The following is a 20,609-nucleotide window of genomic DNA, read 5'->3' as shown; positions in this document are numbered from 1 at the left end:
GCGACGGGGGCATGCGCCACAGGGCACGCCCGACCGGCGTCGCTCGCGCGGGGCACTACGCGCGCGCCGCTGCACTGGTGATCATCCTGCTGGCGTCGCTGCTCGCACGACCGGCTGGAGCCCAGCGCGCCGCGCGCCCGACCGCGCGCGAGGTCCTACGTCGCCTCGGCCTGCCCGACACCGCGCGACTCGTGATCCTCCACGCCGACGACGCGGCGATCTCCCCGGGGACCGACCGCGTCACCATCGCCGCCCTCCGCGCTCGGCAGATCTCGTCGTCCTCGATCATCGCGACCACCCCCTACCTCGACGCATTCGTCGCCGCCCTCCCGAAGGACACGACGTTCGACCTGGGCGTGCACCTCACGATCACGAGCGAGACCGACGCGATGCGCTGGGCCCCCGTCGCACCCCGCGGGCGGGTGGGCTCGCTGCTCGACGACGCCGGGCTGCTCCGGCTCGGCGGCACCGACGAGGCGCGACCGGCCGAGATCGAGCGCGAGCTGGATGCGCAGCTCGCCCGCGTGCGCGCGACGGGAGTCCGCCTGAGCCATCTCGACTCGCATCAAGGGGCGCTGCTGTACCACGGGGCCGAGCGTTTCGCGGCGTTGCGCCGCCTCGCCAAGCGCGCCTGCCTGCCCATCCCCATCCCCGAGACGTTCCTCCGCAAGTTCCCCTATCTCGCCGAGGCGCTCGACGACGGACAGCTCCCGCTCGCCGACCTGATGAGCATCGACCCGTCGGTCGCGCCGGCGGACTGGGAGGCGTACTACATCGGCCTCTTCGAGGGGATGCGGCCCGGGGTGACACTGCTCCTCGTGCACCTCGACGAGGACACGCCCGAGGAGCGGCACCTGTTCCGCGATCACCGCGAGTACGACGCCGCCTGGCGCGCGCGCGATGCGGCGCTGGTCCGGAGCGGCGCGTTGCGGGAGATGGCCCGCTGGCACGGCATCCAGGTGATCACCTGGGCCGAGTTCGCGCGGGCCGCGAGCATCTGCCCCGCCGGGCGCTGATCGCGTCAGGCCTTCTTCACGAACTCCGACTTCAGCTTCATCGGGCCGATCCCGTCGATCCGGCAATCGATGTCATGATCGCCGTCGACGAGGCGGATGTTCTTGACCTTCGTCCCCACCTTCACGACGGAGGAGGACCCCTTCACCTTCAGGTCCTTGATCACGGTCACGCTGTCGCCGTCGGCGAGGACGTTGCCGACGGCATCGCGGATCACGCGACCCCCATCGGGGCCGTCCGCGGGAGCGGAGGCGCCGGGCACCCACTCATGCGCGCACTCCGGGCAGACCAGCAGCGTCCCCGACTCGTAGGTGTAGACGGAAGCACAGGCGGGGCACGGCGGCAGCGTGGACATATCGGGCGGGCACGGGGCGCGGATGCGCCGTGAGCGGAGCGGAGTAAGTTAACCGATCATGCCCCGCTCCCCTCTCGCCCTGCTCTCGCTCCTCTGCGCCGCGGCCTGCGTGCCCGCGGCGCCCTCGTCCCCCGCCCCGAGCGGGAGCGCGCCCGCGCCGGCCGCGCAGAACCCTTCGCCGATGGTCGAGACGACGCGTCCGCACGAGCGACTCGCGCCGCGGCCGCTCTCCGGTGCGACGGTCACGTTCGACGGTCCGGCGGGGCGACCGGTCTCGGTGCACGTGCCGACCAGCGTGACCCAGCGCGGCGCCTCCTCGCTGGTCATCCATTTCCACGGCGCGGCCTGGCTGCCCCAGCAGGCCGTCGCGGCGCACGGCGACAGCGCGATCACGGCCGTCGTGAACCTCGGTGCGGGGTCCGGGGCGTACCATCGGCCGTTCGCCGAGCCGGCGGCGTTCGACTCGCTGCTCGCGGGCATCGCGCGCGCGGCCGGGACGCCGATGCGCTTCTCGAGCATCACGCTGAGCGGATTCTCGGCGGGACACGGCGCGATCCGGGCGATCCTGCTCACGCCGCGCCACTTCGACCGCGTCGACGCCATCCTGCTCCTCGACGGGATGCACACGTCCTACGTCCCCGAGGGCCGCGTGCTCTCCGATTCGGGGGCGCTCGACACGACGAACCTCGCGGCCTTCGCCGCCTTCGCCCGCGCCGCGGTGCGCGGCGAGAAGCGGTTCACCATCGCGCACTCGGAGATCTTCCCGGGGACGTTCGCGAGCACCACCGAGACGGCGGACTGGATCCTCGCGTCGCTCGGGCTCCGACGCACGCCGATGCTCCGCGTCGGTCCGCGCGGGATGCAGCAACTGAGCGAAGTGGTCGCCGGGGGATTCACCGTGCGGGGGTTCGCCGGCAACACCGCGCCCGACCACGTCGACCAGTTCCATGCGATGCCGGAGCTGCTCGCCACGGTGGTCGAGCGCCGCAACGCCGGGACGACGACCGTGGACGCGGCACGCGCGCCTGGCGCGGACCCGATGCCGACGACGGGCTTCCCCGCACCGCCCAACGCGCCGGCGACGATCGTCCGCACGGACTCGACGCTCCGTCTCCTGTACGACGGCGCGCTGATCCTCGAGGCGCGGCTCAGCGCGCGCGGCGACGCACCGGATGTGCGGATCGCCCTCGACACCAGCGACGGCCGCGTGACGCAGGTGATCAAGTGGACCGCACGCGGCCGCGGCGGACGCATGCAACTGCTCGGGGCCGTGCACGCCTCGGACGAGGGATTCGCAGCGGAGCCGGAGCCCGCGGAGGACGCGCGCGCGGTCGTCCGGCACAGCATCGGCCCAGCGGACAACGGGCGCAATCGGGCGGTCTACGATCGCCAGCGCGACTGGCTGCTCTCGGTCGACTTCCCGGCGACGACGCGCATCAGCACCGACACCATTCACCGCGACGGGGCCACCGACTTCACGCTCACCGCCGAGGGCGGCGAGGTCGCGATCCGCTTCCGCCCCCGCTTCTATCAACGGCATCGCGGGCTCGCGCACTACGCCCCTTGGACGTACCGGCCGTGGGCCGGCTCCGTGACCGGGTGGACGTCGTGGTATGCCTTCTTCGACAAGGTCACCGAGGCGGACATCCGGCGCACCGCGGACGTGATGAGCGAAGTGCTCAAGCCATACGGCTTCACCTACCTGCAGATCGACGACGGCTATCAGCAACTGCCCATCGGCGTACCGGACCACTGGCTCACCGCGAACGCGAAGTTCCCGAGCGGGCTGCCGGCCCTGCGACGGTACATCACCGAGCGCGGGCTCGAGCCGGGGATCTGGACCAACGTGAGCTTCGCGCAGCGCGACGTCGCCGAAGCGAACCCGCAGTGGTTCGTCAAGGATCCGGCCGGACGACCGGCGTACGGCAACTGGGTCGGCTTCGTGATGGACGGGAGCAACCCCGAGACCCTTCGCCAGCTCGTCACCCCCGTGTACGACTCGCTCCGGGCGATGGGGTGGACCTACTTCAAGCTCGACGCGTTGCGACACCTCCGCTACGAGGGCTACAACAGCTTCGCCGAGTACTACGCCGACCGACGGATGGATCGAGAGGTCGTCTTCCGCGACGTCGTCGCGCAGGTGCGGCAGCTGGTCGGGACGCGGAACTACCTGCTGGCCTGCTGGGGCATCCGCCCCGAGCTCATCGGGCTCGTGGATGGGATGCGCGTGGGGGATGACGGCTTCGGCTACGGCGCGTTCGCGCAGTACAACTCGTTCAACAACGTCGTCTGGCGCAACGATCCGGACCACATCGAGCTGCGACAGCCCGACCGCTATCGCGCCACGACGCTCACGTCCCTCACGGGATCGGTCATGATGATCACCGACCCGCCTGAGGTCTACCGCACGTCGAGCGTGGAGGCGGCGAAGCGGACCGCGCCGGTCCTCTTCACGCGCCCCGGTCAGCTCTACGACGTCGATGCCTCGCGCTCCTCGCAGCTGCACCTCGCCGCGCGCGAGGTGAGCGGTGCCGGTCCGCGTCCCTTCGATGCCGACCAGCGCCTCTCCGTGCCGCTCTATCAAGTGGACATCGCACGGCCGTTCGAACGGTGGACGGTGCTCGCCCGCACCGGTGGAGACGATCCGCGCGTCGCGCTCGCCGACCTCGGGCTCGCGCCGGGGACCGACTACGTCGCGTTCGAGTTCTGGACGCAACGCGCGCTCGGCGTGGTGCGCGACACGCTCCGCGCGCCGCCCCTCGACTCGACGTACCAGGTGCAGGCGATCTGCCTGCGACCGCGTGTCGACCACCCACAGCTGCTCGCGACCGACCGGCACGTGACCTGCGGTGGCGTCGACCTCGTCGAGGTCACCTGGGCGGAGCGCACGCTTCGCGGCACGAGCGACCTCGTCCCCGGCGCCGCCTACGTGCTGCACTTGACCGAGCCGGCGGGGTTCGGCGCCCCCACCGTGCGCGCAGAGGGCGCCGAGGTGGTGCGCAGCACGCGGACAGCGGGGGGACGGAGGATCGAGCTCCGCTCGCCGGGCGGTGGCCGCGTCCGCTGGACCGCGCGGTATCCCTAACCCATCGTTCGACATGATTCCTTTCCGCGCGCTCCCGGCACTCCTTGCATCCGCGCTCGTCACGGCGGCCGCCCCGCTTCCGATGACGCCCGTGCAGCCGGAACTGTTCGCCGCCACCGGTGCGCTCGTGAATGCGTTCGGCGACCCCGACAGCGATGGCGATGCTGACCTCTTCGTCGGGTTCGGCGGAACGGCGAACCGGTTCTACCGGAATGACCGCGGCCGTTTCGTCGAGGTCGGCGCGACGGTCGGTCTGGCGGCCGCACGGGCGACGCGCGCCGCCGCCTGGGGTGACTTCGACGGCGATGCCGATCCGGACCTCCTCGTCGGCTTCGCGCCGGGCGACGGGGGCGTTCTGACGCTCTATCGCAACGACCGCGGCACTTTCGTCGATGCCACCGCCGAGGCGGGACTCACGGTCGCGGCCGGCGCCGTGCGGCAGCCGGTCTGGGTGGACACGGATGGAGACGAGGATCTCGACCTCTTCGTGGCCTTCCGCGACCGCGCCAACATGCTCTTCCGCAACGACGGGGCGCGCTTCACCGACATCGCTGCCGAGGTCGGGCTCGCGGATGTGCGCAAGAGCGTGGGGGCCGCCTGGGCGGACCTCGACGCCGACGGCGACCTCGACCTCCTCGTCGGGAACATGGATGGCGACGCCAACGGCGCGTTCCGCAATGATGACGGGCGGTTCACGGACGTCGCCGAGTCGTGGGGACTCGCCTGGGGCGGCCGCACGCCGCGGGACCCGGCGAACGGAACGGTGCGCCCCTGCATCGCCGACGTGAACGGGGACGGACTGCTCGACGCGGTCTTCGCGAACTACGGCAAGCCCGGCCTCTTCCTCGGGCGCGTGGGCGGCGGCTTCACGGATGTCTCGGAGGCGTGGGGGATCGCGGTCGACGGGCGGTACGACACCTGCGCGCTCGCCGACGTCGACAACGACGGGAAGCTCGACCTCTATCTCAACGGCACCGTGACACAGGGGAAGAACTGGCCTGACTACCTGTATCGTCAGGAGAATGGCCGCTTCGTCGATGCGATCCCGGCGGCGGTCGCCGCCGTGCCGGCCGATCACGGGGCCGCTTGGGCGGACGTGAACGGTGACGGTGCGGTGGAGCTCGCGCTCACCGGCCAGGGCGCGCATGCGCTCTTCACCCCGACGCTGCACCCGAGCATCGCGCGTCGGTCGGTCCGCGTGCGCGTCGTGGACGGGGCGTTCCATGCGACGCGGGCGGGCGCCGAGGTCCGCGTCTACGCCGAGGGCACGGATGCGCTGCTGGGTGTTCGCGTGATCGATGCGGGTTCGGGCTACGACGCGCAGTCGGACCTGCCGGTGCACCTCGGGCTGGGCGGAAGCGGCAAGGTGGACATCGAGGTGATCTGGCCGGCGCGCGGCGCCCGGACGCGCTGGCGAAAGAACGGCGTGAAGCTCGACGGTCGGAAGGTCGTCGAGGTGTGGACCGGGACGCCCTAGCGGAGTCGGAGCGCGCCCGAGGAGCGGCGCGCGGGCGGCGCGGCCTGGAGGATCGTCCCCGGCCCGTAGCAGCGGGCCCGCCCCGCGCGCTTGGCCGCGAGGAGCCGCTCGTCCGCGAGCACGAGGAGCGCATCCGGGGTGCCGAGTCCGCCGGCCGCTGGCGTGCGCTCCATGCTGCCGTCCGTCGGTGAGCCCGCGACGCCCGCGGAGAAGTTGATGTGCAGCACTCGGCCCTCGCCCAGTTCGATCGGCACAGCCGCGATCTCGCGCCGGATCGCCTCGATGCGCAGCAGCGCCGACTCCGGCGGGGTCCCCGGCATGAGCACCACGAACTCTTCGCCGCCATAGCGCGCGACGATGTCGGACCGGCGCATGCCGTTGGCGAGCCGGTCGGCGATGATGCGGATGGCCTGGTCGCCGCGCGCGTGGCCGTGCTCGTCGTTGATCCGCTTGAAGTGGTCGATGTCGAGGATCGCCAGGGCGAGCGGCTGTCCGCTCCGCGACGACGCGCTGATCGCCTGGTCGAGCGCGGTGTCGAAGTGGCCGCGGTTGAAGAGACCGGTGAGCCGGTCGCGCGCCGCGAGGTAGAGCAGCCGCTGGGCCCGCTGCACGAGCGTCACCGAGAGGAGGGTCGCGATCGAGAGCAGGAGGAGCCGCGTGGCGAGGTCCACGGGCAGGTACGGACCGGCCTGCGCGACGTACGAGGGGTCGTACAGGTCATAGCCGAGCGAGCCCGCGACCCAGAGTCCCCCGTACTGGAGCCCGGCGAGCGCCCCGGCGCCGATGCAGATGCGGGCGTCGTAGCGGAGGCTCGTCGCGGTGATGGCGAGGAAGTACATCTCGAAGGTGACCTTCGAGTTGAGCGCGACGAGCGGCGAGCTCACGACGAAGAAGCTGGTGAGGGCGATGCTGACCATCGTGACGTCGAAAGCGCTCGACGCGAAGCCGATCCAGGGGCGCCATCGGCCGGCCGCGATGGCGCGCCAGATGCCGATGGAGATGAACCACGCCAGCAGGGTGATGCTGAAGCCGGTGAGGTGAATGGGCTCCTGCGGCGCATGCGCGACGTTCCAGAGGGGCGCGATGAGGAGCAACCCCATGACCAGCACGCGCACCCGCGCGACGACGATCTCACCCTCGACGCCGGCGGCCTCGAGCGTATGGTCGGGTTTGACCCAGACGGGAGGCGCCGCGACGCCGGCGGTGAAGCTCGGCGTGATGGAGCGCAGGCGAGGGGCGGGGGCGGTCATGCCCGGGGGAAGTTACCGGCCGCGGACGCGGCCGCCAGCCGAGGACGGCTCGCGCCGTGGCCGGTCGCCGCCTCCGCGCCGGCGAACGCCGCGCCCTCGCCACGCGTACCCAGAGCGGGCAGATTCCCGCCCGACGTCCGTTCCCCACCCCAGCCCGTCCGCCCCATGCGCTCCCTCCTCCGCGCGACCGCGGTCCTCAGCGTCGCCGCCGGCCTCGCCGGCGCCCAGACGCCCGACTCCACCACGCTCGCCGGCCTCCGCTGGCGGTCCATCGGTCCGGTCAACATGGCAGGCCGCATCACCGACGTCGAAGCGCACCCGAGCGCACCCAAGACGTTCTACGTCGCCGGCGCCACGGGCGGGATCTGGAAGACCATCAACGCGGGAACGAGCTTCTTCCCGCTCTGGGACCGCGCCCCCATCGCGTCCATGGGCGACCTGGCGATCGCGCCGAGCGACCCGAACATCATCTGGGCCGGCACCGGCGAGGAGGATTCGCGCAACTCGGTGCAGCCGGGCATGGGCATCTACAAGTCGGTCGATGGCGGATTGACCTGGCAGGCGATGGGGCTCGAGAAGACCCAGCACATCGGACGCATCATCATCCACCCGACGAACCCGAACATCGTCTGGGTCGCGGCCCTGGGAGCCCTCTGGTCCACGAACCCCGAGCGCGGCCTCTACAAGACGACCGACGGCGGCCGCACCTGGACGCTGAGCAAGTTCATCTCGCCGCGCGCCGGCTTCGTGGATATCGCCATCGATCCGCGCAACCCCGATGTGCTCTACGCCGCCAGCTGGGAGCGGATCCGCAAGAGCTACTACCTCAAGTCCGGCGGTCCCGGATCGGCCCTCTGGAAGTCGACCGACGGCGGCACCACCTGGACCGAGATCAAGGGTGGCGGCTTCCCCGAGACGGCGAAGGGGCGCATCTCGCTCGCGATCGCCCCGAGCGCGCCGGACGTGGTCTACGCGATGGTCGAGGCCGACTCCGTGAAGGGCGCCAAGCCGCAGCGGCTGCTGAGCGGCCTCTACCGGTCCAAGGACGCCGGCAGGACCTGGGAGTGGATGAGCACGATCAACAACCGCCCCTTCTACTTCTCGCAGATCCGCGTCGACCCGCGGAACCCGGACCGCCTCTATCGCATGGCGGTCGACTTCGCGTCCTCCGACGACGGCGGCCGTTCGTGGCGCCTCGGCATGGTCGGCATCCACGAGGACTACCACGGGATGTGGATCGACCCGAACGACCCCGAGCACTGGATCGTCGGCGGCGACGCCGGGGTCTTCCAGACCTGGGATCGCGGCGGCACGTATGACGCGCTGAACAACATGGCGATGGGCCAGTTCTACGGGATCAGCTTCGACTACCAGGTCCCCTACCGCGTCTGCGGTGGCCTGCAGGACAACGGCACCTCGTGCGGCCTCAGCCGTCGCGGTAACGCGCCGCTCCAGATGACCGACTGGTTCGCGGTCTTCGCGGCGGACGGGCTGCAGTCGGCGCAGGACCCGTTCGAACCGGACTACGTGTACTACGAGTCGCAGGGCGGCAACATCTCGCGCCGCAACCTCGCGACCGGAGAGAACGTGAGCGTCCGCGCGCGCACCGTGACGCGCACGCAGTTCGGCCAGGCGATCGCGCGCGTGCGCGGCGACGGCATCACGCCGCTCACGCCGGCGCAGCGCACCTCCATCGATTCCATCCGGGCCGAGATGCGCCGGCAGCTCGCCGACCCGAACGTCGCGACGCGCTGGAACTGGAACACGCCGTTCCTGCTCTCCCGTCACGATGCGAACGTGTTCTACTCGGGGGCCGAGAAGCTCTTCAAGAGCGTGAAGAAGGGGCTCGATCCCGTCGCGATCTCCGGCGACCTGTCGTCGCGCGACGAGACCCGGATCCGCGTCACCACCGGTTTCGACTCGCTCGGCAACATCGCGGTGGACGCGACGGGCGGCATCACGCGCGACGCGACCGGCGCCGAGGAGAACGCGACCATCGTCACCATCGCCGAGTCGCCCATCCGCGCCGGCCTCCTCTACGTCGGCACGAACGACGGCAAGGTCTGGCTCACCCGCAACGATGGCGCGACCTGGGAGGACCTGAGCGCGCGCTTCCCCGGCGTCCCGCCGTTCACCCACGTGAGCAGGATCGACGCTTCGTTCGCGGACTCGGGGACCGTCTATGTCGCGTTCGACAATCACCGCGACAACGACTTCAAGCCGTACCTCTATGTCTCGACCGACTTCGGGAAGACGTTCACGTCGATCGCCGGCGGCATCCCGACCGATCGACCGAACACGGTATACGTCGTCCGCGAGGATCCGGTGAACCCGCGGCTCCTCTACATCGGCACCGAACTGGGCGTCTACGCCTCGCTCGATCGGGGGACCTCCTGGTTCCCGCTCCAGTCGAACCTGCCGACGGTCCCCGTCTACGACCTGCAGGTCCACCCGCGCGACCGCGAGCTCATCGCGGGCACGCATGGGCGCGCGGTGCAGATCCTCGACGTCGCGCCGCTCCAGCAGATGACCGCCGAGGTGCTCGGCAAGCCGGCGCATCTCTTCGCCCCGACGGTCGCGCTGCAGTACGGCGAGCGGCCGGCGGGCTCGGAACCCCGCGCGCATCGCATGTGGCGCGGCGATCGCGTCGCACCGGGCGCGGCGATCACCTACCGGCTCGGAATGCCGGGCACGGGCGCCCCGCGGCTCTTCGTGCTCAACATGGCCGGCGACACGCTCGCGCGGCTCACGGGCACGAACAACGCCGGCCTCAACACGGTGAACTGGAACCTCGCGATCGGCGGGGCCGGTGCCTTCGCCGGCTTCGGTGGCGGTGGCGGTGGCGGCGGCGGACGGTTCGGCAATCAGGGACCGGTGAACGCGCCGGGATTCCCCGCGGGCTTCGATCCGCGTCCAGCCGAGTCGCGTCTCGCGCCGGACTCTTCGGGCACGCCGACCGCGCAGGCCCGGGCGCTCGCAGCGACCGCGCAGGCCGCCGGTGGACGTGGTCAGGGCGGCGGCGGGGGCTTCGGCGGCCAGCGCATCGCGTACGCCGAGACCGGGGACTATCGCGTGGTGCTCGTGGTCGGCGACCAGTCGTACTCGCAGGTGATGCGCGTCGTGCGCGTGAGCCCGGAGCAGACGAGCGTGCTGGTGCCGGCCAAGCGCTGACCGGTCCGAGACTCAGCGCGGCCGGCGCCCCTGCCGGACCGGCCGCGTCCAGATCACGATGGCCCCGCACCCGTCGAGCGCGCGAGCGAACTCGGCGGGTGCGGTGCCTTCGGCATATACCTCGATCGCGGTGATCGTCTGCCGCGGCGCGATGAGATCGATCTCGTCCGCGGTGGGCTTCGCCATGTAGAGCCCGTCAACGTAGACGCTCGGCGCGCACTCGCCGAAGGCACCACGCAGGAGGATGGTGCGCTCGTAGCCTACGCCGTCGAGCCGCACGCCGTTCATCGACCGGAAGATTTCGGTGGTGGTGACGCCGCCCCGCGCGCGGATCTGCGCCGCGTCGACGAAGCTGCCACCGCCGAGCGAGCGGCTGCGACGCGCGAATCCGCCCCCGCTCCGGTCGGCATCACGCGCGGCGACGACGCGAACCGTATCGAGCACCGACTGGAACGTCATCATCGCGATCCGCACCGGCGGCGTCCCCGCCAGCACATCGACCGGCTGCGAGACCGGATAGTAGCCGAGCGCCCGCACCTCGAGCACCCGAGTACCGTCGGGGACCTGCGCGAGCGTCCATTCTCCGCGCGCATTCGTGCGCACCTGCGGACCATCGACGATCCGGACCAGTGCATTCGGCAACGGCTGGTCGCCGTCTGCGGTGCGGATGCTGCCGCGCAGCGCCCCGTCCCCCGCGCGCTGGCGCCGCGCGGCGGGCGTGCCGTCGCCTGTGGTCGATCGCACCGGCCCGACGTAGAGATCGCGCCGCATCACGCCGGAACGGTCGGACAGCAGTTCAATGCGGTCCGTCGTGTCCGCCCCGATGTTGGCACTCACGAAGACGCTGCCCTCGAGCGGCACGTTGCAGAGCACATAGCCGCCGTCGTCGGCGGTGCGCGCGTACAGTGCCGGCTGCTGCCGCCGCAACGCAGTCCCGCTCATGATGAACTCCAGCCACTCCCCCACCACCTCGGCGTTCGCGACCGGAGTGCGGTCGCTCGCCCGGCGTACCACGCCGATCACCACGGCGCCGGTCGTCGGCTTCCCGGGACAGTAGGTCGCGCGCAGCACCCGCGCAGCCGGCGAGACGAGGTCGAAGCGCGTGACGCGACCCTCGCGCACGCTGACGAGCCGCACCGGCGCCTGCAGCCCGAGCGAATCGAGTCGCTCATGCAGGAAGCCGACCGAATAGCGGCCGGGCGGCACGGAATCGATCCGATAGCCGCCCAGCGGATCGCTGCGCGTCGCGCGCGTGACGGTGATACCGGGATCGGCGGAGACCAGCTGCACCAGCGCACCAGCGAGCGGGGCGCGCGAGGCGCTGTCGCGCACCGTGCCGCTCACCAGGCCGCCGGAGGTCGGCCCGAGCGGCGCGCGCGCGAGCGTCGCGCGCTGGCACGCGGCGGCGAGGAGGCACGAGAGGAGGAGCGTGGGCCGCAGCCGCATGCTCCAAGGTGCTACGGCCGCGGGTCGCTCGCCACCGACGGCGTGACGCGCCAGATCTCGCCCGCGTCCGTCGCGATGTAGAGGTTGCCGTCGGGGCCCTGGGTGAGCGCGCGGTACCGCGCTGCGGGAAGGCCGGCGTCGGTCGCCGCGGTCGCGATCCCCGCCGCGTTGAGCTCGAGGATCATCAGGCGCTGCCCCCCCATGATCCCCACCGCGAGTCGTCCGTTCCACGCGCGCCACTGCGGCCCGTCGAGGAACGCGGCCGGCCCCATGCCCTGGGAGGTCGCGCTGTTGTTCCAGGCCGGCACCACGGCGGACGGGAAGCGCGCGATATCCGTCATCGGCATCGAGGTCGGGTTCCCCGCGTATCCGCAGTACCCATCGGGACAGCTGAGCGCTGGTCGCGATTGCGGATCCCACCCGCCGTTGCCGCCGGCGACCAGCGGCGTGACCTCGTCGCTGTGGTTGGGCCCGTGCTCGGCACTGAACGCGCGTCCGTCGCTCGGCCGGAACGCGAGCCCCTGCACATTGCGATGGCCGTACGAGAAGATGCGTGCGTCGAAGCCCACGGGGGCGTTGTTCCCGGGGGCCGCGGCGCCGGTGGTGGTCACGCGGAGCACCTTGCCGCCGAGCAACGTCGGGTGCTGCGGCAGGATCGGGTTGTGGTTGTCCCCCGTGCCGATGTAGAGGAAGCCGTCCGGGCCGAAGCGGAGGCGGCCGCCGCTGTGCGAGCCCGCGCCGCCGACGGCGTTCGCGGCATCCTTCAGCGGGATGCCGGTGACGATGTCGGTCCGCGCACTCGCCGTCGTGAACCCTGCGTCGAGTTCGAGCCGCACGACGCGATTGGTGCGCGGATTCGACGTCAGGTCGGACGGCATGTAGACGTAGATGCGTCGATTGGTCGCGAAGGCCGGATCGAGGGCCACCCCGTGCATCCCGCTCTGGCCCAGACAGAAGAAGTCGGGCGCGACGAGTGCGCTTCCCGCGGTTCCGAAGAGGCGCGTGATGCTCCCGTCGGGACGCCGGACCGAGAGCCCTGCGCACTTCTCGGTGAAGAACATCGAGCCGTCGGCCGAGAAGGCGATGTCCCATGGCCCGCTTCGGCCGGAGAGGACCGTCGTGCGCGCCAAGGCGGGCACGTCCGTGACGGGGACCGGACCGGGCCCGCCCGAGGTCGGTTCGTCGCTGCCGCAGGCAGCGAGCGCGAGAAGGGCGAGCGACACGGAGCGGCGGAGGATGGTGGGGGTCATCCTCCAGAGTACCCGGCGGCGGCGCGGACGGTCACGGCGTACCGACACCCGGGGTACGGCATGGGATCGTGCCAGGTTGCCACACCCCCGCCCGGGGAGCGACCTTGGTGGATCGTTCGCGCCCGGAATCGCCGGGTGCCCCCCTTCATCGTACGGAGTCCCTCCATGCGCAAGCTGATCGCCGCGCTGTCGCTCGCTCTCGTCTTCGCCGCCCCGGTCGCGGCTCAGGGCGTGATGGCCGACATGCACACCGACCTGAATGACACGGAGAAGAAGTTCGTCGATCTGGCGAACGCGATCCCGGAATCGGCGTACGACTGGCGTCCCGCTCCGGGCGTCCGGTCGATCCGCGAGGTGCTGCTGCATGTCGTGTCGGACAACTACCTCCTGCCGATCATGATGGGGAAGCCGGCGCCGGCCTCTAGCGGCATCACGAGCGACTTCAACACGGCGACCGCCTTCGAGAAGCGGCCGATGACCCGTGCGCAGATCGCTGCCGAGCTGCATGCGTCGTTCCTCCACCTGCACCAGGCGCTGGCGCTCACGACCGACGCGAACCTCTCGGCGACGGTGAAGATGTTCGGCCAGGACTTCACCCGTCACCGCGCCTCGCTTCTCGCGATCACGCACCTCCACGAGCACCTCGGACAGTTCATCGCCTACGCGCGATCGAACAACGTCACGCCACCCTGGAGCCGCTGAACCGATGCAGAGCCCACGCGCGCGTTCTCGCGCCGATCATCCTGGCGCACGGGCGCGCGCGTGCGCGCTCGCTCTCTCCACCGTGCTCGCGGCCTGCGGGCCGCGCGCGGAGGTGGCGACGGGTCCGCGCGACTACCTGTATCTCTGGACCGCGTCGGTGGACTCGACGCAGCCCGACTTCCTCGCCGTCCTTGACGTGACCGAGGACACCGGCCGCTACGGCGCCCTCGTGACGACGCTGGCCGTGCCGGCGACGGGGAGTGTCCCGCACCACACCGAGCCCGAACTCGCCGCGGACCGACAACTCTTCGCGAACGGCTTCGGCGCGGGCCGGACCTGGATCTTCGACCTCTCCGTGCCCGATGCGCCACGGATCGCGGCGGAGTTCGGGGACCTCGCGGGGTTCACGCACCCGCACTCGTTCCCACGGCTCCCCAACGGGAACGTACTCGCCAGCTTCCAGATGCGGCACGACGGCGGCCACATGCGCGCCGGTGGTCTCGTCGAGATCACACCGACGGGAACGGTCGTCCGCTCGGCCTCGGCCGACACGCCCGCCGCGGACAGCATGCTGCGCGTGTACAGCGCCGGCATCGTGCCGTCGCTGGACCGCGTGGTGACCACGTCGACGGACATGGACGGAGACGCCGAGGCGTCGCGCACCTTGCAGGTGTGGCGCCTCTCCGACCTCACGTTGCTCTCGACCATCACGCTCCCGGGGCCCCACGGGCGGCTCACCGCCGAGCCGCGTCTTCTCGCGGATGGCAGGACGATGCTCGTGTCCACGTTCAGCTGCGGCCTCTTCCTGCTGGAGGGCCTCGACGGCACCGCCCCGTCGGCGCGACAGGTCGCGTCCTTCCCAACGAAGGAGAAGACCAACTGCGCCATCCCGGTCGTCGTGGGGCACTACTATTTGGTGACCGTGCCGGCCTCAAGCGCCGTCGTCGTCCTCGATGTCGCCGATCCCGCGGCACCGAAGGAAGTGAGTCGCGTGGCGTTCGGACCCGCCGATGTCCCGCACTGGATCGCCGTCTCGCCCGACCAGCGGCGCGTGGTCGTGACGGGCTACGACGGGATGGAGCACCGCGTGGAACTCCTGCGCTTCGACGCCGCGACCGGCCAGCTCTTGCTCGACGAGCGCTTCCGCGAGCCCGGCGCGGCGCGCAGCGGCTTCCGCATGGACGACAAGACTTGGCCGCACGGTAGCGCGGCGAAGGGCGTCCCGCACGGCGCCGTCTTCAGTCGCCCGTGATCCCCGCCCGACGCAGGGTCGTCTCGCTCGTCATCATCTTCGGCGTCATCACGTTCCGGTGGCTCCAGAGCGAGCACATCGAGACTCCGGACGCCCCGCAACGCGAACAGCGAGTCGAACGACCGCGCGAGCCGCGGGGCGACCAGCAACTCGAGGGCGTCGGCATCGTCAGTCGTGTCCTTCCCGACGATGACGACGGGAGCCGACACCAGCGCTTCATCCTCACGCTCGCGAACGGACGGACGTTGCTCGTCGCGCACAACATCGACCTCGCGCCGCGCCTCACCGGCCTGGATCGCGGCGACACCGTCGCCTTCTTCGGCGAGTTCGAACCGAACGCCGAGGGCGGCGTGGTCCACTGGACCCACCGCGATCCGGCCGGCCGGCACGTGGCCGGCTGGCTCCGGCACGAGGGGCGCACTGTCCAATAACGTCCGCCTGCGCTCGGCGTCCATCGATCCGTCGCTCTCGGCGACCATCGTTGAACGCCGCCCGCTCGCCTATCGCGCCAAGGCGAGCCCCGGGCTCGATCGCCCACCGCATGTGCGCGCCGGCTCGTCCATCACCTGGGTCGGCCGACGGCTGGGCCTCGTGCAGGACGACGCGAACTTCGTCGCGCTCGTCGACCCGCGGACCGGACTGGCGCGCAGCATCACCCTACCGGCCGGCGAAGAAGGGAAGCGTCACTTCGACGACCTGCGCGGCAACAAGAAGCACAAACTCGACCTCGAGGCCTGCTGCACCATCGAGGGACCGATGGGCACGATGCTGCTCGCGCTCGGCTCCGGTTCGAGGAAGCGCCGGCGGCGGATCGTGACCATCGAGTCCGTCGCCGCGCGGCGGCCGCGCGTCTCACTCATCGATGCGGAATCGCTCTACGTCGCGCTCGAACGGGTGCCGCACTTCGCCGGCAGCGACATGAACATCGAGGGGGCACTGGGGCTCCCCGGCGCCCTGCGGCTCTTCACGCGCGGGAACGGCGCGGCGAAGGATGGCCGACTCCCGGTGAACGCGACCGGCGATCTCGACCTGCACGCGATGCTCGCCTATCTCGCCTCGCCGGAGGCCGCGACCATCCCGGCGCTCCACGGTGTGACGCAATACGAGCTCGGGACGCTCGACGCGCTCCCGCTCGGCTTCACCGATGCGGCGATGGCCGGGAGCACCCTACTCTACACCGCCGCGGCGGAGGCATCGAAGGACGCGAGCGATGATGGCCGCGTGAGCGGATCGGTGATCGGCATCATCCCGGCGAAGGGGGCGTTGCGCTATGCGCCCATCACGGACGAGCGCGGCCGAGGCACCACGGACAAGGTCGAAGGGATCGTCGCCCTCCCGGGCCGGACCGATCGCGTGCTCGTCGTCGTCGATCCGGACGACCCCACCCGGCCCTCCGAGCTGTGCGACGTGTCGCTCGGCGGTGACTGGGGGTAGTTTCGAGGGTAATATCCCGCGAGACATTCTCCGAGGGCATCACATGAAGTGGCGCGACACGGGTCGCTCGTCCAATCTCGAGGATCGCCGCGGCGGCGGTGGCGGCCGCAAGGCCGGCATCGGCATCGCCGGCATCGTGCTGGCGCTCGTGATCTCCGCCGTGACCGGGGCGAACCCCCTCGAGGTGCTCGGCGTGATGAGCGGTGGCGCGGGCGCGCCCGCCGCGAGCGAGGCACCCGTTGAGGACGCCCGCGAGGAGCCGATGGTGCGCTTCCTGTCGTCGGCGCTGGATGACGCGCAGGCCATGTGGGCGCAGAAGCTCGCGGCCGAGGGGACAGCGTATCCCGCGGCGAAGCTCGTGCTCTTCCGCGGGGCGGTGCAGTCGGCCTGCGGCGACGCCTCGTCGGCGATGGGGCCGTTCTACTGCCCGGGCGACCAGAAGGTCTACATCGACCTCGCCTTCTACGAGGAGCTGTCGCGCAACTACGGAGCGCCCGGCGACTTCGCGCAGGTGTATGTGCTCGCGCACGAGATCGGGCATCATGTCCAGTCGGTGCGCGGCACCGAATCGCAACTGCGCCGGGCCCAGCGCGCCGATCCGGGGAGCGAGAACGCGCTCAGCGTACGGATGGAGCTCCAGGCGGACTGCTACGCGGGCGTGTGGGCCAACACCGTCGCCCAGCGCGGTGACCTCGAACGCGGCGACATGGAGGAGGGACTCGGCGCCGCTGCCGCGGTGGGAGACGATCGCCTGCAGCAACAGGCCGGCCGCGAGGTGCGTCCCGAGAGCTTCACGCATGGATCGAGCGCGGAGCGGATGCGCTGGTTCAAGGCGGGGTTCGACTCGGGCGAACCCCGGTCATGCGACACGTTCGGCGCCCGCTGAGCGCATCCCCGCTCGCCGGGGTCGTGCTCGCGTCGTTCATGCTCGCGTCGGTCGCTCCGCGCGGCGTGCAGGCCCAACGCGTCGCCGGGACGGTCGTCGACACCGCGGGTCGCGCGATCGTCGACGCCGACGTGATCCTCGGAGCGGACCTGCGCACGCGGACCGACTCCACCGGCGCCTTCGCGCTCGCCGTCACCGCACGCGGCGCGCAGCGACTGCGGGTGCGCTTCATCGGCTTCCGCCCCTACGAGACGAGCGTCGACGCCCGCGACGCCAACGCGGGCGCGCTCCGGATTCGCCTGGTGCGCATGCCTCAGCTCCTCGGCGAGGTTCGCATCACCGACGTGAACGCCTGCGAACGCAACACGCTGCGTGGGTTCGAGTGCCGGCGCGCGATCGGACGCGGGATGTACCGCGATGCCGGCGAGCTCCGCGCGCTCCGCCCCTCCGCCTGGGCCGACATGCTCGACGGGATCCCGAGCCTCCGGCGCCAACCCGTGATGACGCCGGACGGCCTCGACTGGCGCGCCATGGCGCCACCGAGCCGCTGCCTCGTCGAGATCTTCAACGGCGAGGACCCGCAGTTCGACGGGCACGTCCGGAAGGTGCCGGTGGAGGAACTCATCCCCCGGGACGTGGTCGCCATCGAGTATTACGACGAGTACCAGAAGGTCCCGGAGGCGCTCCAGCGCTTCGCGTGGCCACGGGAATCCGCGAACGGCTGTTCGCTTCTTGTCTACTGGCTCCGCGAGGCGCCGGCGCGCGGTCGACGCCCGGCCGGCGGCACCCCTACGGTGATCCGGCGCCCGTAGGCGCGCGGCTCAGCCGCGCGCCTTCCCCACCATCTTCATGATGTCGTCGAGCGGATTGCCATCGCCGTCGGCGTCGAGCATCGACATCAGGCCACCGAAGCCCCCGGCGCCGCCCGTGGCGTTGCCGCCCGTGAGCGCCGACAACGCGTTGCCGGCCTGGCCGCCGAGCATCCCTCCGAGCATCCCGCCGAGTCCGCCAGCCGCCGGCGCCGATGGGGCGGCACTCGGCGCGCCCTTCGCCATCATGCCGCTCACCGCCATCGCGAGCATCGGCAGCATCTTCTTCAGCACGTCGGGGCCGAGACCAGACTGCGCGGAGGCCTGCTGCGCGACCGCACGGCTCACGTCCTTGCTGCCGAAGATGGCGCCGAGCACGTCATTGCCGCGCGAGACATCCGTGGGTTGGGCCGAGACGACGTTGTCGAGCAGGTCCGCACCGCCGAGCTGCTGCAACAGGCCGCCGAGTCCGGCGGCACCACCGGGCTGCGACTGCGCCCGCTTCTTGAAGCCGCCGAGGATGGCGGGGACGAGCGCGGCCGCGCCGCTCGAGGCCTGCTGCTCGGTGACACCGAGTTCGCGCGCGATGGACTGCAGGCCGCCGGCCTGCGAGAGGAGATCGGTGACGTTCATGTGGGGAGTCTGAGTGGGAGAGACGTGGCGCGCGCCGGACCGTGACGCCCTCAGGGCGACATCGTCCCGACCATCATGATGTGCGCCTTGAGCGTGCCGGGGAACATCAGCCACGGGCCGTCGGCGCGCGGCTGCGCGGTGATGCCGGTGGACTGCGGCGTCGCGTTCGGCACGTAGATCACGGCGAGCAGGCCGGGCGCGCCGTTCACCTTGTTCGCCGCGGCGTCGAAGTTCTCCCTCTTCGTCGTGATCGAGTACAGCGTCCCCATCGCCGGCATCGGCAACTTCCTGTCGCGCACCTCGCGGAAGCGGACGCTGTCCACCTGCGCTCCGGTGACGCCCTCGGCACGCAGCTCACGGCCGCGCGCCATGAACGGCTCGAGGTCCTTGTGGTAGCAGGCGACATGGAAATCGGGGCGAGTCACATAGAGCGCCAGGCAGTGCATGCCGTTGGTCCCGGCACGCAGGACCACGAGCTTGCCAGCCTCGCGGTAGCCCATGACCGTCGCGTTCGCGCGGAGGTCCTGCGGCAGGGGGAGCACCGCCGCGGCGATCTGCTGCTCAGCCGCAGGGATGGGGGACTGCGCCGGAAGCGTCGCGGCGAGAAGGGGGAGGAGGAGGAGCGCGCGCATGGGATCCCGGTTGGAGTCCTGAGAACTTCGCACGCGCGCGCCGTGCCGTCCAGCGGCGACCGTGTCCTCAGACGAGGGCGGTGTCGAGTGTCCGGCGCACGGCGTCGAGCAGGGCTTGCACGCTGAACGGCTTGGGCAGCGGGCGCGCCGCGAGACTCACCAGGACACCGATGACCCCGAGCATCAGGAGACCGAGACGCATCCGGAGCGGGGCACCGAACAACCCACCGACCGGCTCAAGGAGGACCACCTCGGCGCCGAGCGTCGTGAGCAACGTCGAGAGGAGTCCGGGCCCGAACCCGCCGAAGTAGGCGGCCAGGCCGATGGGCAGCACCAGCACGATGTAGACCGGTCCGGCGACCGCGTCCGGACCGGAGACATGGGCAGTGAGACAGGGAATCACCCGCAGGCTTGCCGTGCGCACGCGGCGCGGCCACAATCCCCGGATGCGTGCCCGTGCCCTCCGCCCCCTGCCCCTCCTCCTCACCGCCGCCCTCCTCGGCTGCCCCGGCGAGCCCCCGCCGCCCGCCGACTACGAGGTCACGGGCCGATACCCTCACGACCGGTCGTCCTACACGCAGGGGCTCGTCTGGTCGGACGGCATCCTGTATGAGAGTGTCGGCCGCTACGCGAACTCCGATCTCCGTCGGGTCACCCTCGAGACCGGCGCGGTGGAAGCCCGGACCGCCCTGACGAGCGACAAGTTCGCCGAGGGGCTGGCCCTGCTGGGTGGCAGGCTTTACCAGCTCACCTGGAAGGAGCAGATCGCCTACGTGTACGACGCGGCGACGCTCGCCCCGCTCGATTCGGTCCGGTACGAAGGCGAGGGCTGGGGGCTCGCGACCGACGGCACCGGCCTCTGGATGAGCGACGGCTCCGACTCGTTGCGACTGCTCGATCCGGCCACCTTCGCCACGCGCCGCGTGGTGAAGGTGCGGCTGAACGGGCGTCCACTCTCGCGGATCAACGAGATGGAGTGGGACGAGGGCACGTTGCTCGCGAACGTCTACGAGACCGACCGCATCGTCCGGATCGATCCCGCGACCGGCGAGGTCCTGCGCACGTATGATTTCGAAGGCCTGTACCCCGACCGACCGCCTGAAGTCGACGTCCTGAACGGCATCGCCAAGTCCCCCGTGCCGGGCGAGTTCCTCGTCACCGGGAAGTATTGGCCGACGGTGTACCGGGTGCGACTGAAGTGAACCCGCTGCCC

General features: G+C 71.1%; 18 protein-coding genes. 11 read left to right on the top strand and 7 right to left on the bottom strand.

The window, feature by feature from the left end; all coding sequences use genetic code 11:
• The first annotated feature begins 11 nt into the window (after positions 1 to 11).
• A complete protein-coding gene (locus IPJ78_08390) occupies positions 12 to 1,016 on the top strand; it encodes a ChbG/HpnK family deacetylase (protein MBK7906570.1) in 1,005 nt (334 codons plus the stop codon).
• A 5-nt stretch (positions 1,017 to 1,021) separates the two neighbouring features.
• Here IPJ78_08390 and IPJ78_08385 read toward each other — a convergent pair whose 3' ends face one another.
• Positions 1,022 to 1,369 carry an alkylphosphonate utilization protein gene (locus IPJ78_08385; GenBank protein MBK7906569.1) on the bottom strand — a complete coding sequence of 116 codons (348 nt, stop codon included), beginning with the start codon at positions 1,367 to 1,369 and terminating at the stop codon, positions 1,022 to 1,024.
• Positions 1,370 to 1,427: 58 nt separating this feature from the next.
• Here IPJ78_08385 and IPJ78_08380 point away from each other — a divergent pair, with 58 nt between their 5' ends.
• Together IPJ78_08380 and IPJ78_08375 are read left to right on the top strand one after the other, a co-directional pair.
• Complete coding sequence (locus IPJ78_08380) at positions 1,428 to 4,454, top strand: alpha-galactosidase (protein MBK7906568.1); 3,027 nt, start codon at positions 1,428 to 1,430, stop codon at positions 4,452 to 4,454.
• A 13-nt stretch (positions 4,455 to 4,467) separates the two neighbouring features.
• The gene (locus IPJ78_08375) at positions 4,468 to 5,931 is read left to right on the top strand and encodes a CRTAC1 family protein (GenBank protein MBK7906567.1); all 1,464 of its coding nucleotides are present in this window, start codon (positions 4,468 to 4,470) and stop codon (positions 5,929 to 5,931) included.
• Here IPJ78_08375 and IPJ78_08370 read toward each other — a convergent pair.
• Positions 5,928 to 7,181: a GGDEF domain-containing protein gene (locus IPJ78_08370; protein ID MBK7906566.1), complete on the bottom strand. Its 1,254-nt coding sequence runs from the start codon at positions 7,179 to 7,181 to the stop codon at positions 5,928 to 5,930. The two genes, IPJ78_08375 and IPJ78_08370, sit on opposite strands and share 4 nt — an antisense overlap.
• A 165-nt stretch (positions 7,182 to 7,346) precedes the next feature.
• Between IPJ78_08370 and IPJ78_08365 the strand changes: the two genes are divergently transcribed.
• Positions 7,347 to 10,352 (top strand): hypothetical protein, encoded by a 3,006-nt coding sequence (locus IPJ78_08365; protein ID MBK7906565.1) that lies wholly within the window; start codon positions 7,347 to 7,349, stop codon positions 10,350 to 10,352.
• 12 nt (positions 10,353 to 10,364) lie between these two features.
• On the opposite strand, the gene IPJ78_08360 is transcribed toward IPJ78_08365, so the two are convergent.
• Together IPJ78_08360 and IPJ78_08355 are read right to left on the bottom strand one after the other, a co-directional pair.
• Positions 10,365 to 11,798 (bottom strand): carboxypeptidase regulatory-like domain-containing protein, encoded by a 1,434-nt coding sequence (locus tag IPJ78_08360; GenBank protein ID MBK7906564.1) that lies wholly within the window; start codon positions 11,796 to 11,798, stop codon positions 10,365 to 10,367.
• A gap of 11 nt (positions 11,799 to 11,809) precedes the next feature.
• On the bottom strand, positions 11,810 to 13,048 hold the full coding sequence (locus tag IPJ78_08355; protein MBK7906563.1) for a PQQ-dependent sugar dehydrogenase: 1,239 nt from the start codon (positions 13,046 to 13,048) through the stop codon (positions 11,810 to 11,812).
• A 165-nt stretch (positions 13,049 to 13,213) separates the two neighbouring features.
• On the opposite strand from IPJ78_08355, the gene IPJ78_08350 reads away from it, so the two are divergent.
• From IPJ78_08350 to IPJ78_08325, 6 genes are all read left to right on the top strand, one after another.
• Entirely contained in the window at positions 13,214 to 13,750 is a 537-nt protein-coding gene (locus IPJ78_08350) for a DinB family protein (protein MBK7906562.1), read from the top strand.
• Between the two features lie 4 nt (positions 13,751 to 13,754).
• The gene (locus IPJ78_08345) at positions 13,755 to 15,002 is read left to right on the top strand and encodes a hypothetical protein (GenBank protein ID MBK7906561.1); all 1,248 of its coding nucleotides are present in this window, start codon (positions 13,755 to 13,757) and stop codon (positions 15,000 to 15,002) included.
• A complete protein-coding gene (locus IPJ78_08340; GenBank protein MBK7906560.1) occupies positions 14,999 to 15,433 on the top strand; it encodes a DUF3465 domain-containing protein in 435 nt (144 codons plus the stop codon). The genes IPJ78_08345 and IPJ78_08340 overlap by 4 nt, the downstream gene beginning before the upstream one ends.
• A gap of 112 nt (positions 15,434 to 15,545) precedes the next feature.
• Positions 15,546 to 16,436: a hypothetical protein gene (locus IPJ78_08335; GenBank protein MBK7906559.1), complete on the top strand. Its 891-nt coding sequence runs from the start codon at positions 15,546 to 15,548 to the stop codon at positions 16,434 to 16,436.
• A 43-nt stretch (positions 16,437 to 16,479) separates the two neighbouring features.
• Positions 16,480 to 17,322, top strand: a complete 843-nt coding sequence (locus tag IPJ78_08330; protein ID MBK7906558.1) for a zinc metallopeptidase — start codon at positions 16,480 to 16,482, stop codon at positions 17,320 to 17,322.
• Positions 17,298 to 18,134: a carboxypeptidase regulatory-like domain-containing protein gene (locus tag IPJ78_08325; GenBank protein MBK7906557.1), complete on the top strand. Its 837-nt coding sequence runs from the start codon at positions 17,298 to 17,300 to the stop codon at positions 18,132 to 18,134. The genes IPJ78_08330 and IPJ78_08325 overlap by 25 nt, the downstream gene beginning before the upstream one ends.
• Before the next feature lie 9 nt (positions 18,135 to 18,143).
• Here IPJ78_08325 and IPJ78_08320 read toward each other — a convergent pair whose 3' ends face one another.
• The 3 genes from IPJ78_08320 to IPJ78_08310 form a co-directional block, all read right to left on the bottom strand.
• Positions 18,144 to 18,764 (bottom strand): DUF937 domain-containing protein, encoded by a 621-nt coding sequence (locus IPJ78_08320; GenBank protein MBK7906556.1) that lies wholly within the window; start codon positions 18,762 to 18,764, stop codon positions 18,144 to 18,146.
• A 50-nt stretch (positions 18,765 to 18,814) separates the two neighbouring features.
• Complete coding sequence (locus IPJ78_08315) at positions 18,815 to 19,396, bottom strand: hypothetical protein (GenBank protein ID MBK7906555.1); 582 nt, start codon at positions 19,394 to 19,396, stop codon at positions 18,815 to 18,817.
• A 67-nt stretch (positions 19,397 to 19,463) separates the two neighbouring features.
• Entirely contained in the window at positions 19,464 to 19,799 is a 336-nt protein-coding gene (locus IPJ78_08310) for a DUF4118 domain-containing protein (GenBank protein ID MBK7906554.1), read from the bottom strand.
• 43 nt (positions 19,800 to 19,842) lie between these two features.
• Here IPJ78_08310 and IPJ78_08305 point away from each other — a divergent pair, with 43 nt between their 5' ends.
• Positions 19,843 to 20,598, top strand: coding sequence for a glutaminyl-peptide cyclotransferase (locus tag IPJ78_08305; protein ID MBK7906553.1), 756 nt, complete (start codon positions 19,843 to 19,845; stop codon positions 20,596 to 20,598).
• Positions 20,599 to 20,609: the final 11 nt, after the last annotated feature.

Source organism: Gemmatimonadota bacterium (assembly GCA_016714015.1).
In the GTDB taxonomy this organism is placed as follows: domain Bacteria; phylum Gemmatimonadota; class Gemmatimonadetes; order Gemmatimonadales; family Gemmatimonadaceae; genus Pseudogemmatithrix.
This window is presented reverse-complemented; position numbering and strand designations above follow the sequence as displayed.

Coding starts and splice junctions, on each gene's coding strand:
- IPJ78_08390 (MBK7906570.1), top strand. CDS start 12: ATGCGCCACAGGGCACGCCCGACCGGCGTCGCTCGCGCGGGGCACTAC.
- IPJ78_08385 (MBK7906569.1), bottom strand. CDS start 1,369: ATGTCCACGCTGCCGCCGTGCCCCGCCTGTGCTTCCGTCTACACCTAC.
- IPJ78_08380 (MBK7906568.1), top strand. CDS start 1,428: ATGCCCCGCTCCCCTCTCGCCCTGCTCTCGCTCCTCTGCGCCGCGGCC.
- IPJ78_08375 (MBK7906567.1), top strand. CDS start 4,468: ATGATTCCTTTCCGCGCGCTCCCGGCACTCCTTGCATCCGCGCTCGTC.
- IPJ78_08370 (MBK7906566.1), bottom strand. CDS start 7,181: ATGACCGCCCCCGCCCCTCGCCTGCGCTCCATCACGCCGAGCTTCACC.
- IPJ78_08365 (MBK7906565.1), top strand. CDS start 7,347: ATGCGCTCCCTCCTCCGCGCGACCGCGGTCCTCAGCGTCGCCGCCGGC.
- IPJ78_08360 (MBK7906564.1), bottom strand. CDS start 11,798: ATGCGGCTGCGGCCCACGCTCCTCCTCTCGTGCCTCCTCGCCGCCGCG.
- IPJ78_08355 (MBK7906563.1), bottom strand. CDS start 13,048: ATGACCCCCACCATCCTCCGCCGCTCCGTGTCGCTCGCCCTTCTCGCG.
- IPJ78_08350 (MBK7906562.1), top strand. CDS start 13,214: ATGCGCAAGCTGATCGCCGCGCTGTCGCTCGCTCTCGTCTTCGCCGCC.
- IPJ78_08345 (MBK7906561.1), top strand. CDS start 13,755: ATGCAGAGCCCACGCGCGCGTTCTCGCGCCGATCATCCTGGCGCACGG.
- IPJ78_08330 (MBK7906558.1), top strand. CDS start 16,480: ATGAAGTGGCGCGACACGGGTCGCTCGTCCAATCTCGAGGATCGCCGC.
- IPJ78_08325 (MBK7906557.1), top strand. CDS start 17,298: ATGCGACACGTTCGGCGCCCGCTGAGCGCATCCCCGCTCGCCGGGGTC.
- IPJ78_08320 (MBK7906556.1), bottom strand. CDS start 18,764: ATGAACGTCACCGATCTCCTCTCGCAGGCCGGCGGCCTGCAGTCCATC.
- IPJ78_08315 (MBK7906555.1), bottom strand. CDS start 19,396: ATGCGCGCGCTCCTCCTCCTCCCCCTTCTCGCCGCGACGCTTCCGGCG.
- IPJ78_08305 (MBK7906553.1), top strand. CDS start 19,843: ATGCGTGCCCGTGCCCTCCGCCCCCTGCCCCTCCTCCTCACCGCCGCC.